15 protein-coding genes and 2 pseudogenes are annotated in these 16,866 nt (G+C 57.9%); 5 read left to right on the plus strand and 12 right to left on the minus strand.

The window, feature by feature from the left end; genetic code table 11:
• The 5 genes and pseudogenes from ACOI8A_RS00005 to ACOI8A_RS00025 form a co-directional block, all read right to left on the minus strand.
• Positions 1–296 (minus strand): annotated as a pseudogene (locus ACOI8A_RS00005) (hypothetical protein); the annotation flags it as partial.
• Between the two features lie 523 nt (positions 297–819).
• Positions 820–1,755, minus strand: coding sequence for a copper homeostasis membrane protein CopD (copD, locus tag ACOI8A_RS00010; protein ID WP_420651223.1), 936 nt, complete (start codon positions 1,753–1,755; stop codon positions 820–822).
• A gap of 3 nt (positions 1,756–1,758) precedes the next feature.
• The gene (gene copC, locus ACOI8A_RS00015) at positions 1,759–2,142 is read right to left on the minus strand and encodes a copper homeostasis periplasmic binding protein CopC (protein ID WP_420651224.1); all 384 of its coding nucleotides are present in this window, start codon (positions 2,140–2,142) and stop codon (positions 1,759–1,761) included.
• Between the two features lie 55 nt (positions 2,143–2,197).
• Positions 2,198–3,061: a copper resistance protein B gene (locus ACOI8A_RS00020; RefSeq protein WP_420651225.1), complete on the minus strand. Its 864-nt coding sequence runs from the start codon at positions 3,059–3,061 to the stop codon at positions 2,198–2,200.
• Between the two features lie 10 nt (positions 3,062–3,071).
• Entirely contained in the window at positions 3,072–4,784 is a 1,713-nt protein-coding gene (locus tag ACOI8A_RS00025; protein WP_420651226.1) for a copper resistance system multicopper oxidase, read from the minus strand.
• 222 nt (positions 4,785–5,006) lie between these two features.
• Here ACOI8A_RS00025 and ACOI8A_RS00030 point away from each other — a divergent pair, with 222 nt between their 5' ends.
• Positions 5,007–5,282, plus strand: coding sequence for a metal/formaldehyde-sensitive transcriptional repressor (locus ACOI8A_RS00030; protein WP_420651227.1), 276 nt, complete (start codon positions 5,007–5,009; stop codon positions 5,280–5,282).
• Between the two features lie 8 nt (positions 5,283–5,290).
• Complete coding sequence (locus ACOI8A_RS00035; RefSeq protein WP_420651228.1) at positions 5,291–6,427, plus strand: nickel/cobalt efflux protein RcnA; 1,137 nt, start codon at positions 5,291–5,293, stop codon at positions 6,425–6,427.
• Positions 6,428–6,501: 74 nt separating this feature from the next.
• Here ACOI8A_RS00035 and ACOI8A_RS00040 read toward each other — a convergent pair whose 3' ends face one another.
• The 7 genes and pseudogenes from ACOI8A_RS00040 to ACOI8A_RS00070 form a co-directional block, all read right to left on the minus strand.
• Entirely contained in the window at positions 6,502–7,890 is a 1,389-nt protein-coding gene (locus ACOI8A_RS00040; protein WP_420651229.1) for an ATP-binding protein, read from the minus strand.
• Positions 7,887–8,549 (minus strand): response regulator, encoded by a 663-nt coding sequence (locus tag ACOI8A_RS00045; protein WP_420651230.1) that lies wholly within the window; start codon positions 8,547–8,549, stop codon positions 7,887–7,889. Before ACOI8A_RS00045 ends, ACOI8A_RS00040 begins: the two co-directional genes overlap by 4 nt.
• An 11-nt stretch (positions 8,550–8,560) precedes the next feature.
• A pseudogene (locus ACOI8A_RS00050) lies at positions 8,561–9,198 on the minus strand (tetratricopeptide repeat protein).
• Entirely contained in the window at positions 9,195–10,004 is an 810-nt protein-coding gene (locus ACOI8A_RS00055; RefSeq protein ID WP_420651231.1) for an SDR family oxidoreductase, read from the minus strand. The pseudogene ACOI8A_RS00050 and the gene ACOI8A_RS00055 overlap by 4 nt, the downstream one beginning before the upstream one ends.
• Entirely contained in the window at positions 9,991–10,665 is a 675-nt protein-coding gene (locus tag ACOI8A_RS00060; protein ID WP_420651232.1) for a TenA family transcriptional regulator, read from the minus strand. Before ACOI8A_RS00060 ends, ACOI8A_RS00055 begins: the two co-directional genes overlap by 14 nt.
• Entirely contained in the window at positions 10,662–12,143 is a 1,482-nt protein-coding gene (locus ACOI8A_RS00065) for an AMP-binding protein (RefSeq protein WP_420651233.1), read from the minus strand. The genes ACOI8A_RS00060 and ACOI8A_RS00065 overlap by 4 nt, the downstream gene beginning before the upstream one ends.
• Positions 12,133–12,810, minus strand: a complete 678-nt coding sequence (locus ACOI8A_RS00070) for a thermostable hemolysin (protein ID WP_420651234.1) — start codon at positions 12,808–12,810, stop codon at positions 12,133–12,135. The genes ACOI8A_RS00065 and ACOI8A_RS00070 overlap by 11 nt, the downstream gene beginning before the upstream one ends.
• Before the next feature lie 167 nt (positions 12,811–12,977).
• On the opposite strand from ACOI8A_RS00070, the gene ACOI8A_RS00075 reads away from it, so the two are divergent.
• The 3 genes from ACOI8A_RS00075 to arsA all read left to right on the plus strand — a co-directional run bounded on the left by ACOI8A_RS00075 (position 12,978) and on the right by arsA (position 16,806).
• Positions 12,978–13,739 carry a YoaK family protein gene (locus tag ACOI8A_RS00075; RefSeq protein WP_420650965.1) on the plus strand — a complete coding sequence of 254 codons (762 nt, stop codon included), beginning with the start codon at positions 12,978–12,980 and terminating at the stop codon, positions 13,737–13,739.
• Positions 13,740–13,934: 195 nt separating this feature from the next.
• A complete protein-coding gene (locus tag ACOI8A_RS00080; RefSeq protein ID WP_420651235.1) occupies positions 13,935–14,867 on the plus strand; it encodes a diguanylate cyclase in 933 nt (310 codons plus the stop codon).
• A 178-nt stretch (positions 14,868–15,045) separates the two neighbouring features.
• The gene (arsA, locus tag ACOI8A_RS00085; RefSeq protein ID WP_420650967.1) at positions 15,046–16,806 is read left to right on the plus strand and encodes an arsenical pump-driving ATPase; all 1,761 of its coding nucleotides are present in this window, start codon (positions 15,046–15,048) and stop codon (positions 16,804–16,806) included.
• Positions 16,807–16,866 lie beyond the last annotated feature (60 nt).

The raw sequence follows: 16,866 nt of genomic DNA on the forward strand, positions 1-16,866 counted from the left end.
CCGGAATCGTCCGAGACAGCCATTAGTGAAAACAATTCAGCCGCAGAGATAGCAAAAACATCAACCCCTCTAAACGTGAAATTGAGCTGAGAGTTTCCGGAGACGCCTATGAACTGGACTTCATCGCTAGGGCCGTACTCAAGCTGGATGGAAGCTTCGCAGAAATAATCGACGCGGCCATCGGATCGTTCAAACGGGAGTCCATTCACAGACATTGCTTCCCTTGCTGCTGCGCGTGAAGCGCCAAGCCGCGCGGGGCTGATTGCTACCAGCGGCAAAACTTCAAAAACAGGCATTCACGATGCTTCCTGAAAATGAACAACCTAATCATTAACCGGGTGCGATTTCAACATGATAAAGCGTCGTTCCCAAAGAGCGCTTTTGGCAGATTGCAGCCTGTCGCGCAGGGCTGCAATCGACCCATTGCTGCCGGTCAGCAGTGGCTAGATTTGGATGGGTGCTTCTATGTTGCAATAGTTTAATAGCAGTGGTTGCTTTTATTGACTGATCACTGCTGCAGAGCCAAGCAGTGAAGCTGTGCGGATTTAGATGCGGTGGTAGTAATGGTAATTAACATGGTTTGTGTCGCGCTTAAACCAGACTAAACCTTCATGAATACCTGCCAGATACAACGCAGCTTTTTCTAGAGGACGGCTAAGAGTTGGACGGAGTTTTCCTCGGAGTGCTTCTAGATTTGAAAGGTTTTTTAGCAACGCGATATTTAGATTTTTACGAACGAATTGGCTTGTCCATCATCTTAGCCGACAGCTAGTGGGCAGGGACTCCAGACCAGGCGAGCAGTTCGCAAATTTAGCAACACTATTGTGATGCTATCTCCATTTCAGGACTCAAGGTACCCAACCAAGCCACTAGCCCCACAATCACAACCGCTGTCGATAACTCGACAAACACGCTACGCCTGAGCGCATTCGCCGCCATTCGATACTCCCCCTTCCGCAATGACCGCTCCAGAAGCGGGCCAAGACGGAATCGGTTCAGTGCGGCCAGCACCAACATCCCAGTAAACAACGCCACTTTAAAGATTAGCAAAGTCCCGTAGGTAGTTAGAACTACGTCATCAAGTTTTGGGCCGACAATAAACAGGTAGTTCACGACGCCTGTGAACGTGATGACAACTACGATCAAAGCGCCCACCAATTCGAATCGAGTGACGGCCCGAGCGAGCAATCGGATGCGCTCTTCAGTTTGTACTGTGTCGAGCTTTGCCATCATCGCAAAGGCGACCAATGCGCCGAACCAGGCTCCCGCAGCCAGTAGGTGCAGAATGTCCGTAGCAAAATGAAAAAAACGACGACTGCCTTCATCCATTGCCCCGTGACCATTCCAGGCCAGACTGGCGAGGGCGACCCCGCCCGCAATTGCGGTGACCACCAGGCTAAAGCCAGGCGCACGCAGGTTGAGCAGCACCGCTAAACCGCCAACGATCAACGCGATGATCCGCACGATCCAGGCCAACCCTACGTCCGTCTCAACTACCATCATTTCAATATGCGGACGCAACTCGGCGAAGTCCGACTCGCCGCTCATGGTGCTCGCCATCATCACCATGCTGGCGACCGACACCAGCACACCCAGCGTCGCCGTCGCCGCCAACATAGAGCGAAACGGCAGCACGACACCCGACACCCGCTCTCGTCCTTTAAGGCTGTACAAGCCGAAGAGCGCCCCGCCAAAGAGCAGCATCAAATCCAGATACAAGCCGAACCGCAGGGCAATGCTGGCCCAATCGCTCATCAATTACTTCACTTTAAACGTAACGTTGCCGGTGATCGGGTGAGTGTCCGATGACACCGCGCGCCATACGACTTTGTAGCTGCCAGCGGGCAAAGGAGAGAGCGGCGTGATAACCATGGTTTTCGGGTCGCTGCCGCCAGAGACTTTGGCCTTCATGGGCATCGGGGCGTGGGCCATGCCGGACATTTCGGTCATGACCAGTTTCGCGCCGGAGAACTGGGTCACGAGATTTTCGGAAAAGTGCAGTTCGATCTTGCTGGGGGCCGCGCCGTCCGCGCCTTCCTGCGGGGTAGAGGAAAGCAGTTTAGGGTGCGCCTGAGCGAATGAGCTTAGCAGCAGCCCGGTGGAAAGTGCGATGGCAACAACGGTGGTTTTGATCGGGCGCATACAAGACCTCTGACCGCGTCTAGCGGTAATTATTGTGATTGTAAGTTGACGCGTTTTAGAACCACAGCCGAATACCCAGGACCAGACGTGCTTCGCTGCGATCCTCGCCTTCGTCGTTGGCATAATGAGCTGTTTTGCCGTAGGTGCGGTTCCACGTCACACCGATGTAGGGCGCAAACTCACGACGAATTTCATAACGCAGGCGCAGGCCCGCTTCAGTGTTGGACAGGCCAGAACCGATGCCGCGGTGCGGGTCGTTTTTGCTGTAGACATTAAGTTCGGCAGTTGGCTGCAAAATCAGTCGATTGGTCAGCAGGATGTCGTAGTCGCCTTCCAGTCGTGCGGCGGTTTGGCCACCTTCACCGATAAACGCCGTGGCCTCGGCTTCAAAGTTGTACAGCGCCATTCCTTGCACGCCAAACGCCGCCCAGGTTTGCGAGGCGCCGGGTTTGAAATCCTGGCGAACGCCGGTCACCACGTCCCACCACGGGGAGATGGCGTGGCCCCACAGCGCCTGGACTTCCGCATCTTCGGTCTTGCCGTTGGTGCGTTCGCCTTCGGAGCGCAGCCACAAACGGTCGACGTCGCCGCCGATCCAGCCGGAGAGATCCCAGGCCAAGGCGCTGCCGTCATCGGCGTCCTGCCACTCAAGTTTTTCTGCGAGAAAGAACGTGTTGAGCGCGGCGTCGTGCACCTTATGCCCACCCGGACTGACAAACACAGCGGCGCGATCGGCATCGGTCAACGCCGGAATCGGCGTGCGGCTTTCGGTCGGCGCAGCGGGCTGCATCTGCCCCTCGTCCATGCTCTGCATCTGGCTGGGGTCCATGTTCTGCATGCCGTCTGTGGCCGCCATCGCCGAGGACAGTGTCAGGCTCGCGGTCACGAGCGTTAAAGAAACTGGAGTGATCCTGATCATGGGTAGCGCCTCATTCTTCCACGCGAACTTCACGGAACATGCCCATTTCCATGTGATACAGGAGGTGGCAGTGATAGGCCCAGCGGCCGAGTGCGTCGGCGGTTACGCGATAACTGCGCCGGGAGCCGGGTGGCATGTCGATGGTGTGTTTGCGCACCATGAACTTGCCGTTTTCGTCCTCGAGATCGCTCCACATGCCGTGCAGATGGATGGGGTGAGTCATCATCGTGTCATTGACCAGTACGATGCGGATTCGCTCGCCGTACTTGAGGCGCAGCGGTTCGGCATCGGAGAACTTCACACCGTTAAATGACCAGGCGAACTTTTCCATGTGGCCCGTGAGGTGCAGTTCAATGGTGCGGCCGGGGTCGCGGCCATCCGGGTCTTCGAAAGTGCTGCGCAGGTCGGAATAAGTCAGGACGCGGCGACCGTTGTCACGCAGGCCGAGGCCAGGGTCATTGAGTTTGGGGGAGGTGGTCATGGCTTGCATGTCCACCAGCGGATTGTTGCTTTCCGTCGCGGGATGGGACTGCATATCGCCCATTCCAGCCATGGCGCTGTGATCCATGCCTGCCATGTCACCGCCCATAGCGCCGTGATCCATGCCGCCCATACCCATGTCATCCATGGTCACCAGCGGCCTGGGGTCCAGCGGTGGTATCGGCGCGGACACCCCCGTCTTAACCGCCAGCGTGCCACAGGCATAGCCCGTGCGATCCATCGACTGGGCGAACACGGTGTACGCATCCTGGGTCGGCTCGACGATCACATCGAACGTCTCCGCCACCGCGATTCGAAACTCGTCGACGCTCACCGGTTTGACGTGCAGACCGTCGGCGGCGACCACCGTCATTTTCAGACCGGGAATGCGTACGTCGAAGTAGGTCATGGCCGAGCCGTTGATAAAGCGCAGGCGCAGTTTTTCGCCGGGGCGGAATACCCCCGTCCAGTTCATGTCAGGCGCCTGGCCGTTCATCAAGTATGTGTAAGTCGCGCCGCTGACGTCGGCCAGGTCCGTGGGGTTCATCTTCATGTCAGCCCACATCTTTCGATCTGCGACCGTGGAACCCCAACCTTTTTCACTGACGTCGTGGATGAAATCGCCCACGGTGCGCTTGTTATAGTTGTAGTAATCCGACTGTTTTTTCAACGTCTTCATGAGGCCGGCCGCGTCTTCGTCGGTCCAGTCGGTCAGCATCACCACGTAATCGCGGTCGTACTCGAACGGCTCTGGCTCCTTGGCATCGATCACCAACGGGCCGTAAACACCGGATTGTTCCTGAAGCCCCGAATGACTGTGATACCAGTAAGTGCCGCTCTGCCGGACCTTGAATTGATAGACGTACATCCCGCCCGGTTCAATGCCATGAAAGCTCAGGCCCGGCACGCCGTCCATGTTGGCCGGGAGCAGAATGCCGTGCCAGTGAATGGACGTGTCGGCATTGAGTTTGTTCCTCACCCGCAACGTCACTGTGTCACCTTCACGCCAGCGCAGCAGGGGGCCGGGAATGCCGCCGTTGATGGTCATCGCGGTGCGCGGGTTGCCGGTGATGTTGACCGGGGTTTCGCCGATGAACAGGTCGAAATCAGTCCCCGCCAGGACATTCGGCTCGCCGGGACTGGTGATCGCCCAGACAGGTGTGCGCCATAGCCCCAGACCACCGAGAATCCCGGCGGCGGCGATTCCCTTCACAAAGGTTCGTCTTGTTGTTTCAGGTTGCATGGCGCTTTTTTCCTAGTCAGTCGAATGACAGAGCAAGCAGGAGATACAGCCAGGTTCGATGAGTAGTGTAGTGAGTGCAACCTTTCAGAAGACTGAGCCTAAGATTACGGTTTTGTCAGGTTCGCCCGCATATCTGGCCGTGACTCAACTGGAATGACGGCTTGCCACATGACTGGCTTGTGAGTGAAGATGCTCAGAAATATAGGGTGGGGGGGGTATGGTATGTCGCATGTTCATGGACAAAAAGACGGCTTGTTAAAGCGTGTTCGGCGTATTGCCGGACAGGTTCAGGCGATAGAGCGAGCTTTGGAGTCAGACGCTGACTGCGCTAAAACGCTGCATCTTGTCGCGGCAACTCGCGGGGCAATGAACGGCCTGATGGATGAAATTATCGAAGCTCATGCCCACGCACACGTCGCCAATCCTGAGCTGAGCGATGAAGAGCGCTCTAAAGGTGTTGAAGAGTTGCTCGAAGCCATCCGTCGTTACTCGAAGTAGATACTGTCATGCCAAATTTTGCAGAACTGCTTCAACAGGGTGGCACCCACGCGTGGCTCTACTTCCCGAGCGCGATACTGCTAGGTGCGTTGCATGGACTTGAGCCTGGCCATTCAAAGACCATGATGGCGGCGTTCATCGTCGCAATCCGTGGATCGGTGAAGCAGGCCGTTTTGCTGGGCTTGGCCGCAACGCTCTCGCACACCGCAGTGGTGTGGTTGGTTGCCATCGGTGGCATGTATTTGGGCAAAGGTCTGGACGCCCAAACGACTGAGCCATACTTCCAGCTCGCGTCCTCCGCGCTGATCATAGTAATTGCACTCTGGATGCTTTGGCGTACATGGCGCGGCGAACAGATGTTCAAATTCGAGCAAGGTGATGATCACCACCACGGCGCCCATGACCATGGTCATCACGATGAAACTGAACGTATTGATACGGGCCACGGGCGGATCGAACTGTCGATCTTCGAAAAGGGAATGCCCCCACGCTGGCGCATGAAGGCGTTGAGTGGACATGCTTGGCCAGCGGCAGAGGTTCGACTGACGACTACCCGCTCAGACGGCAGCATTCAAGCGTTCTCGTTCGTCGAGCGCGATGGTTTCCTGGAATCGACCGTCGACATTCCTGAGCCTCATGAGTTTAGTGCTCGCTTGAGTCTTGGTCACGCGGGCCATTCCCATGATTACGATCTGGATTATCAGGAGCACGGACAAAGTCACGAGCATTCCGAGCTGGAAGGCCTGGAACTGTCGATAGATGGGTATCAGGATGCACATGAGCGTGCCCATGCCAATGATATCCGCAAACGCTTTACCAATCGTGAGGTCACCACTGGCCAGATCGTCATGTTCGGTCTGACGGGTGGTCTGATTCCGTGCCCTGCTGCCATCACCGTGCTGCTGCTGTGCCTTCAGGTTAAAGAAGTGGCACTGGGAGGCGTGCTCGTCCTATGTTTCAGCATCGGCTTGGCGATCACCTTGGTGGCGGTGGGAGCTGCTGCGGCGATTGGTGCCAAACAAGCTTCCAACCGCTGGCCGTGGCTCGGCACTGTGGCGCGCCGCGCGCCGTATCTGTCCAGCGTGTTGATTATCGGTGTTGGCCTATATCTGGGCTTCCATGGCTGGATCGGTTTGAACGCTTAAGGCGCTTGCAGTAATGGCCGCTTCTGGCCGATATTCCGCCTTTCGTGGCGTCCATATGAAACTGAACAACGCCGTCAATTGACCCTGACGGATTGCGCGCTCGCAGGTATCGATAACGTTGCGCGCAGACCGCCCCCCACCCGGTTGACGAGCTCGATTCGTCCACCCAACCGCGTGGCGATGGCGCTGACGATGGTCAGCCCGAGCCCTGCGCCCTGTGCGTTACCCCGGCTGTAAAACCGCTCGAACAATCGCGCCCTGTCAGCCTCATCAATCCCCGGCCCCTGATCTTCAACGCTTAGCTGACAGAACCCGTCGGCCTCGGTCAGTTGCACGGTGATGACACCATGCTCCGGGGAAAAATTCGCGGCGTTGGTAATCAGGTTACTCAGTCCGATGTCGATGGCAGCAGCGTCGGCGAGCACATTGAACGTATGGTCGTTGACGTCGAAAGCCAGCTCCAGGCGTTTGCTCAAAAGCCATGGCGTGAGCTGCACCAGGCTGTTGCGCACGGTTTCGCTGAGGTCGATGCATTGCAGGGAAGGCGAATTGGCTTTGGGTTCCAGGCGGGCCATGGTCAGCAACTGGTTGACCAGCCGACTGGTGCGATCGACCCCGGCGATCAGAAACGCCAGCGACTCACGGCGCTCCTGGTCGGTGCCGGCCTCCTGCAGGTTTTGCGCGTGCACCCGCAGCACCGCCAGCGGCGTGCGCATTTCGTGAGCGGCGTCGGCGATGAAGCGGCGTTCGCGACCGAGCACTTCCTGGATCTGCGCGAGCATGCGGTTGAGCGCTGCTTGCATCGGCTCCAGTTCGCTGGGCAGCGGTGTCAGTTGCAGCGGTTCGAGGGAGCCACTGTGCCGCGCGCGCAGGGTTGCAGCCATGTTCGCCAGTGGCTTGAGACCCCAGCCGATGGCGAGCCAGATCATGGCCGCGAGCAGCAGGCTGCCAATCATGTTCGGCCATAACGTATGGCGCACGATGCGGTCGACCAGATCAGCGCGCACGTCGTCGCGCTCGCCGACCCAGATGCGCAGCCCGTTCTGTTTATCCTCAAGGATGAAGGCGCGCCAGTGACGGTTATTCAGATCCACCACATCACTGAAACCCGGCTGAGTCGGCGGCGTGCTGAAGGAGGGCGCGCTGGCGGTGTGCACCAGCACGTCGCCGGCGGGATTCCACACCTGAAAGGCAATCTTGCGTTCGTAGGGATGGCCATCACCGCGAGGAACCGCTTCGCCCAATGCACTGTTGAACGCGCGGTACAGTTCGGCGTGCTGATTGCTCGCCAGCGGCATGCGCATCACCCCTTGCAGCAGCCGCGCGTTTTGCGCCAGTTGCGCGTCGTAGACTTCCGCAATTTCGTGGTTACTGTCATGCAGATTGAACAGGCTGAGCACTGCCAGCCCGGCCAGCAGCAAGCCGATGATCAGGGTCAGGGTGCGGCGGCGGATCGAGGTCATCGGCGTTCCTCGACCAAGTAGCCCACGCCGCGAATGGTGCGGATCAGGTTGGAGGAGAATTTCTTGCGCAGGTGATGGATGTGCACTTCCAGCGTGTTGCTTTCGGCTTCTTCGCTCCAGCCGTAAAGCAACTGCATGAGGTGATCGCGGGTGATGACCCGGCCTGGTGGCGACAGCAGTTCGTGCAGCAATTGGTATTCCTTGGGCGTCAGCGCCACAGCCTCACCGTGGTAACTGACTTGCTGAGTGCCGGGGTTGAGGCTGATGCCGGCATGCTCGATCAACGCCTGGGCGCGCCCGGCACTGCGTCGCAGCAAGGCACGCAGGCGCGCCTTGAGCTCGGCGAGATCAAAGGGTTTGACCAGATAATCGTCGGCGCCTGCATCCAACCCCGCGATGCGATCCTCGGTCGCATCGCGGGCGGTGAGGATCAGCACCGGCACATTCGAGCCGCTGTCACGCAGGCGGCGCAGCACTTCGAGGCCGTCCATGCGGGGCAAGCCGAGGTCGAGCACGGCCAGGTCAAAGGTTTCGCTGAGCAACGCGTGCAGGGCGCTGCTGCCGTCTTTGAGCCAGTCGACGGTGTAACCCTCGCGCACGAGCGCCTGATGAATGCCCTCGCCGAGGGCCACGTCATCCTCAATCAGTAATAGACGCACCTGGACTCCTGTCAGTCGAGTTTTTTGTTCACGTCCACCAGCAACGCGGCGATCTCTTTGCGACGCCCGGCATCGGCGCCTTCGCGACCCGGACGAGGCGCGGCTTGCAGAGCCTTTTGCAGCGCTGCCCTGGCTTCAGCGTAGCGTTTCTGACGGTAGAGGTGATCGCCCCAGAAGTACAGGCTGTCGATGCCCTCGGGATTGAGTTGCAGCGCCTGCTTGAGCAATTGCTCAGCCTTGTCGCTGTCTCCGAAACCGATCGGCCAGCCCGGTACGCGGTCATACAGCGCAGCGAGGCTGGTGTAGGCCGAACCTTGCAGCGCTTTCGGGTCGAGGGTCAGGGATTTTTCCAGGTCGGCCCTGGCATCCTTGGCCTTGCTCAGCGCACCGAGTCCACCCTCGGCACCGGCCCAACTGCTGGTGACGATGCCTTTCCAGATCCACGCTTCAGCCACCGCTGGACGCTGCGCGGTGAAGGAGGTGGCTTCGCCAGAGAGTTGCTCGAACGCGGCAGCTCGCTGTTTCTCCGGCGTTTCGTACTGGATGTGCGCCCAGCGCTGCTGAATGCTGTTGAGGCGTTGCTGATCGGTGGCGTCCAGCCACTTTGGCTGAGAGCGCCCAGCAGCAGACACGCGAAGAGTTTTTTCATGGTTTTTGAGTCTCGTTCTCGGGTTTTTCACTCAGGCGACGGATCAGCGGCAATTGCTTGCGCAGGCCGCGGTCCACCAAGTTGGGCAACAGACTGTTGAGGCGCACGAAAAAGCGCTCCGGCCAGCCCAGATACAGGTCACGGTGATCACCGGCAATCGCATGAATCACCGCTGAGGCCACGGTTTGCGGATCGTCGACGTTGGCCTTGAGCGCATCATTCAGCGCTTGCGCAGCGGCGCTGTTCATCGAGGTGCGGGTGGCGCGTGGTGCGACGTAAAGCACGCCCACGCGGGTGTCCGCCAGCTCCCGGCGCAATGCTTCGGAAAACCCGCGCAAAGCAAACTTGGTCGCGCAATAACTGGCGTAACCGGCATAACCGATCGAACCATAGGTGGAGCCGACGTTGACCACCATGGCGCTGTCGGCCTGTTTGAGCAGGGGCAACAGCAACTTGGTCAGGCAGATCGGCGCGCTGATGTTCACCGCCAGCATCGCGTTGATGTCGCTGTCGTCCAGCTGTTCGAGCATGGCGAAGTGGTTGACCCCGGCCGCGTTGATCAGCAGGTTGATGCCACCGATGCCTTCAGCGGCGGCCAGCACTTTGCGTCGGTCGCTGAGGAAGGTCAGGTCGGCAGCGACCCAGCACAGGTTCTGCGGATAACGCTCAAGCAGCGGCAGCAGCGTCTCCTGATGCCGGGCCACGGCCAACACCTGGGCACCGGCGGCGCACAAGGCACTGGCGATGGCCATGCCGATGCCGCCGCTGGCACCGGTCAAGACCACGCGCGCGTCACGCAGCTGCATGTTGAGCCTCCGCGTCACGCGGCAAGCCTCGGAACATGTCGGTGTACAGGCGATAGACGACTTTCGAGGCGTGGATCACCGCCGCCTGATCTTCTGGATCCTCCAGTTTGTTCATCAGTCGGCGGTAGGTCTGCATGTGCTCGATGTCCAGCGAGCCGTGGGAGCTCAAATAACTGAACGCCGTTTCCGGCAACGCCAGACGCTCACGAATGCTGCCCGCCGCGTGGGTGGCCAAAGCAATGCTGGTGCCTTCAAGCACATTGACCATGCCGAATAGCCCGACAGGATTACCCCGGGCGATCAGGTCGTAGAGGAAGCTGACCATCAACTCGATCGACAGCGACGGCTGGCCATCGCGCACCGCATCGCGGTCACCGCCACAGGCGGCAATGTCGTTGAGCACCCACTGTTCGTGGCCGTATTCGTCTTCGATGTACTCGCACACGGCTTTGCGCAGCCACTCCAGGCGTGTCGGCAAACGTGCGCCGCAAGCCATCATTAACGGCACGGTGTGGCGCACGTGGTAATAGGCCTGGGCGAGAAATTCCCGATAGCTCTCAAGGCTGACCTTGCCTTGCAGCGCATCAACGATGATCGGCAGGTTGAACAGCTCGTGGCGTTCCTGCTGTGTGGCTTCTTGCAGGGTGTCGAAAAAACTCATGATGCGCATGCCTCGCAGATAACGGATTCGGTTAATTGGGTGTGGTAATGCGCGACGATGGCTTCGCGGCGCGGGCGGCCATTGGCGGTGAGCAGGCCATTGGCGGCAGTGAAGGGGTGGGGTAGGCGTGTCCAGCGATGCACTTGGGCGTAATCGGGCAAGGCTTCGTTGGCTTCGGCGACGGCGGCGGCCAGATCCGCGTCGCTGCAATCGGCGCGGTGCGGCCAGAGCAGGGCGTGGTTGTGCGGCATCGCCTCGCCATAGACGAACGCCTGGGCGATGTGGCGGCGCTGGGTCAGTTCCGACTCGACCCATTCGGGGTTAACGTTGCGCCCGAAACTGGTGACGAACTGATGCTTCTTGCGGCCCTTGAGGTAGAGAAAACCTTCCGGATCAAACTCGCCCAGATCACCGCTCGGCCACCATTCTTCGGCGTACGGCGCATCGCCCAGATAACCCAGCAGCGGCGAGCCCTTGATCAGCACTTCGCCGTCCTCGGCCAGCCTTACTTCAACATGCGGCAACGGCCGGCCAACACTGCCCGGACGCCGTGCACCGGGGCGATTGAGGCACACCACCGATGAGCATTCGGACAAGCCATAACCTTCGTAGACCGGAAGACCGACCCGTTGCGCACGCAGCAGCAGATCCTCGGAAACCCTTGCGCCGCCCACTGCCGCAAAGCGCAGGGCTTGCGCATCGAAGACTTGCTGTTCGGCGGCGCTGACCAGCAGCAAGAGCAATTGCGGCACCAGGATCAGACTCTGGGGCTTACGGCTGGCCAGATAACCGAGCAGTCGCGGCACATCGACGCCACTGGCGCCCTGAATGCCGAGTGTTTTCTGGCTCGGCAGGCTCAGCGTTGCACCCGCGTACAGCGCCGCGTAACAGCCAAGATTTTCCAGCAGAATTGCCAGCGGCAGCAGCGCGACGTGGTGCTGCGCAGCTGTGGGAAGACTGGCCAGTTCCAGCTCTCGCGCCACGCGCAGCAGGCTTTCGGCGCTCAGGCACACGCCCTTGGGGGTGCCAGTGGTCCCGGAAGTGAAGGTCAGTTTGGCGGTGCCGGCGGGCATGCAGCTGGGGGCGGTGGCCGCGCGGCACCAGAAATCGCCGCGCTTTTCATACCCGGCGGCGAGCAATTCGTCTTCCAGCTCCGGCTCGGCGATCACCCGCTCGGCTTGGCTTTGCTCAAGACAATGGGCGCGCTGCGCGGGGCTGAAAAACGCTGGCAAGGTCACGCAGGTCAGGCCTTCGAACAGCACGGCCAAGTCCCAGAGCAGCGCTTCGACACCGTTGTCCAGTGCCAGGGCAATCACTTGCACTTGTTCATCGCGCAAACGCTCCTGGCGGTACAGCAACTCGGCGTACAGCGTCGGATAATCGATCTTCAGCGTGTCGCCCCATAAAGCTGCGGTGCTGTGGTTACGCCCGGCATGGCTGCGCAAGGTTTCCTTGAAACGTTGCAGTTCAAGCGACATGGCAGGCACCTTCAATCGAAGCAGGCAAACCCAGCCGAGTGAACAGACCCGTGTTACGCAGATGAATGAACCCGGCCCGGATGTTGCCGACGTGCACCCAGGGTTTGCTCTCGTAATAACTGCCCCAGTGTTGACGCTCATCACCCAGTCGCTCGGGATCGGCGGCGCACAATGTCAGCGGTTTCAAGCCAAGACGATGGAAGCTGTTGACCAGTCCGATGTTGCCGGTAAACGTCACCCACTCCCGGCCTCCCATGGCCAGCAGGTAGGTGATCGCAATGATGCTCAAGCGTGCGCTGCCGGTGTCGCTGGCGGCGAGGTTGCCGACCTCGACAATCGCGTTGCGGTTCACCGTGCGGGCGGCAGCGGCACTGATCAGCGACTCGATCGGCTCGTCGAGATAACGTTCGAGAAACAGCGGCTCGCGATGGGCACGGCGCACGCCAGCCACTGCGCACAACTGGCCTTCATCGTTGTGTACGCCGAACAACTCAGGCATGAAATGGCGTATCTCGGCGTGATGAGCCTTGCGAAAGCGTTGCTGGATAAACGCTTCGAAAACGGCGCGCTGCACATCGCCCGGCAGGGCGTTGGACAAGCTCATCTGCGGCGCTCCGGTCTGGCCGAAGCGCAAGGGCAGGGGGATGTTCCAGTCAGAATCGGGCATGGGCTGAACGCCTCACTCAATTGGGTTGAGTGGAGTATCTGAGCCATTTCTTAGCGAAGTCTGAAGGTGAACGAGTTAACCGGCCGGTTGATGCTTCACAGCCCCGGGCTTACTGATTATGTGTCATTGTCGTTTTGTACTCATGCGGTTAATGCAGGGGCGAGTAATTGCCGATCAAATATGTTCGCAGCCTCACTGGGCGTAGGCGCACCCCCGACGCTAACCGTCACCTTGGATTTGCCCTCGCTTTTGTCGCGGGGGCAATCAACGCCGGTGGCTTCCTGGCAGTTAATCAATACACCTCTCATATGACCGGCATCGTTTCCTCAATGGCGGACAACAGCGTGCTGGGGGCCTACGGTCCGGTGCTGAGTGGTGCCGGAGCCTTGTTGTCTTTCCTCGTCGGGGCAGCTTGCTCGGCGATCATGGTCAATTACTCCCGGCGACGGCGAATGCACAGCGAGTTCGCGTTGCCACTTCTGTTTGAGGCTTTTCTACTGATTGGCTTTGGTTTTCTGGGGGCGCAGCTCTCGACCGTGGATGGCTTGTTCGTATCCGTCACCGTGATGCTGCTTTGCTTCATCATGGGTCTGCAGAACGCCGTGATTACTAAAATTTCCAAAGCAGAGATTCGAACAACGCACATCACCGGAATCATCACTGACATCGGTATTGAGTTAGGGAAACTCGTCTATTGGAATGCCGTGGATGCAGCATGGCACCCTAAAGTTCTCGCGGATCGCCCCCGCCTGAGGATCTTGATCTTGCTGGCGCTGAACTTCTTTGCGGGTGGTGTGGCAGGTGCTTTCGGGTTCAACTACATCGGGTATATCGCAACCGTACCGCTCGCGATGGTTCTGCTGACACTGGCGATCGTGCCGGTTCTGGACGATCTCAGACGCTATATTCGGCATCTGGTGCGCAAGTGACTCGGTATTTGAGGGCAGATGGCCTGCAAATAACGTTTCATATCTGATGAAATCCTGTTTGGGCTAGCAAAGATCCAGCATGCAAACTATTTCTCAGCGACTATACTGGGGACCACTAACTCTAATTATTTCTGTATCTCCGCCTCACGCGTGTTGGAAATATTCGTTTGCGTTCGATCCTATAACGGAGTTTGCATGAAGATTGAAATTCTCAAACAAGCAGTTATGGATTCACGAGACGGAATTACCATTTCTGATAACGGCATCGAAGACAATCCGCTGGTTTTCGTAAATCCTGCGTTTGAGCGCATGACCGGTTACTCAGCTGAAGAGATAACGAATATAAACTGTCGATACTTACAGAATGACGACAGATCACAACCCGAGCTGGATGTTGTCCACAATGCCATAAAAAATGGGGAGTATTGCCTTGTCACCTTGCGAAACTACCGCAAGGATGGAACGATGTTTTGGAATGAATTAAGTATCTCGCCGATTCATGATGACAAAGGGATTGTCACTAATTTCATTGGAATCCAGAAGGACGTAACAGCCAGAGTATTAATACAGCAACAGCTGCGTGATGAACATCATTCACTTGAAGAGATGAAAATACATTTCGAGCAACTATCAATTAAAGATGGGCTCACGGGAATTTACAATCGTCGCTTTTTTGACACGCAGTTTGAAATCCAATGCAGAATTGCATGCCGCACTAGCGACTCATTAACGCTTGCCATGATTGATGTTGATCACTTCAAATTATTCAATGATATTTACGGACACCAGGCAGGTGATGGCGCATTAATACGTATCGCTGACAGTTTGAGTAAATCCTTTCAGCGCGGCTCTGATTTTGCAGCCAGGTATGGCGGTGAAGAATTTGTAATTCTTTCCAACGGCATGACGGAAAACCAGGCAGCTTTATATGTCAATACGCTATGCCAGCGAGTGCGAGATTTAAAAATCCCGCACTCCGCTTCCAGTACGGGTTATTTAACTGTGAGCATCGGTTTTTCTGTGCATACATTTGGTCCGCAGCATCCTTCTAATCTGCTGCTGGCACGGGCGGATAAAGCGCTCTATACCGCAAAAGAGCGGGGTAAAGATCAAATTTTTAGTCTTTAGGTTCAGCACGAAAAACATGCATAGAGTGGCGGTGATCACAGTGCAAACGTTTTTTGATAAAACGCCAAGTTCTCAGGCGTTGCTCTACGGGTGAGTGTGTAACCAGCGCTATCTGCCCTCTCTGACAGGGGCGAGCAAACTCCCTGTTTCATGTGTCCGCAAGCGAGGCCAGAGTGTCATGCAACCGACCATCAAATTGCTGGATCATCCCACCAGATATATGTTCTTCACCGGGAAGGGCGGGGTTGGAAAAACGTCGGTCTCCACATCGGTGTCAATCGCATTGGCTGATGCGGGCAAGAAAGTGCTCCTGGTCAGCACAGATGCCGCCTCGAACCTTGATGAGATGCTCGGTGTCGAGTTGAGCAATCAGCCTGTGGCGGTGCCGGACGTGCCTGGAATGTTCGTGCTCAACATTGACCCCGGGGTCGCAGCAATCGACTACCGAGCCAGAGTGGTCGAACAAATGGGTTCCAAGGCGAGCGATCAAGACATTGCTCTCGTACGTGAGCAACTTTCGGGGGCGTGCACGACCGAAATCGCAACGTTCGATGAGTTTTCGCACCTCCTGTCGCAGGGCGGGGCGGCCTATGACCACGTCGTGTTCGATACCGCTCCTACGGGACACACGCTCAGGCTGTTGAGCCTGCCTAAAGCGTGGAGTGGATTTTTGGAAGGCAATGATCGTGGTGCCTCATGTCTGGGGCCACACTCTGGTTTGAAAATGCAGGAGCAGCTTTTCAATCAGGCGTTGGCCGCGCTCAACAACCCAGCCCTGACCACCGTAGTACTAGTCGCTCGCCCAGACCAAGGCGCGCTCGGCGAGGCCGCTCGCTCCTCCGATGAGCTCCGTGAATTGGGTTTGGAAAACCAACGCCTAGTGGTGAATGCTGTCTTTAAACGCAGCGACTTGAATGACCCGACCGCAGCAGCAATCGAGGCCTTGGGCCAGCAGGCGCTCGACGAGATGCCGGTTTCGCTGCGCAAGCTTGCAGCTGACTACATTCCGCTAAAGGCCGTGGATTCCGTTGGCTTGCCCGCCCTACGCGGGCTGCTTACCCCGGAGCTTGATCGGCCAACAAGCACACAATCGCAGGAACCCTCGCGCCTGGAGTATCACAAGCTCTCGGAGCTGGTTGCCGAGCTTGCACATGACGAACGCGGGTTGATCATGGTCATGGGCAAAGGTGGTGTTGGAAAAACTACCATTGCCGCCGCCATCGCGCTAGGCCTGGTCCAGCACGGCAAGTCGGTGCATTTGAGCACAACGGATCCTGCGGCGCATTTGACAGTGACCCTTAACGCCAATGTGCAAGGACTCAGCGTGGGCCGCATCGACCCTAAGGTCGAGACCCAAAAATACGTGGACAAAATTGTAGCGTCCCGCGCTCCAACACTGACGGGAGATGAAAAGGCCCTGCTCATTGAGGATTTGCGATCCCCCTGTACCGAGGAGGTCGCGGTCTTCCATGCATTCTCGCGCGTGGTTTCTCAAGCCAGAACCTCGTTCGTGGTGTTGGATACCGCTCCAACGGGTCACTCCCTGCTATTGATGGACGCGACAGGTGCTTATCACCGCCAAATGGTTCGTGAGTTTACAGGCAAGGCCTCGGACCACATCGTCACGCCATTGATGCGACTGCAGGATGCCGATTACACCAAAATCATTCTCGTGACGCTGCCCGAAGCAACGCCGGTGTCTCAGGCGACAGCGCTACAGGAGGACTTACGCAGGGCTCACATCGAACCGTTTGCATGGGTGGTCAACAAGTCGCTTCTGGCCACAGGCACCTTGGACCCGCTACTGCAAGCGCGTTTAAACAGTGAGCGAAAACAAATGGCGCGGGTAGTCGACCAAACCCGACATGCTGTCATCGTTGTGCCTTGGACCGCAGAGCCACCTGTTGGCGTCACTGCGCTAAAACACCTACTGGATTGATACGCCAGTGTCGCTCCGATCACACTGGACACTGGGGCTATGACAAGTTAACCCGCGACA

This window comes from Pseudomonas sp. P4795 (genome assembly GCF_048822895.1).
GTDB lineage: Bacteria > Pseudomonadota > Gammaproteobacteria > Pseudomonadales > Pseudomonadaceae > Aquipseudomonas.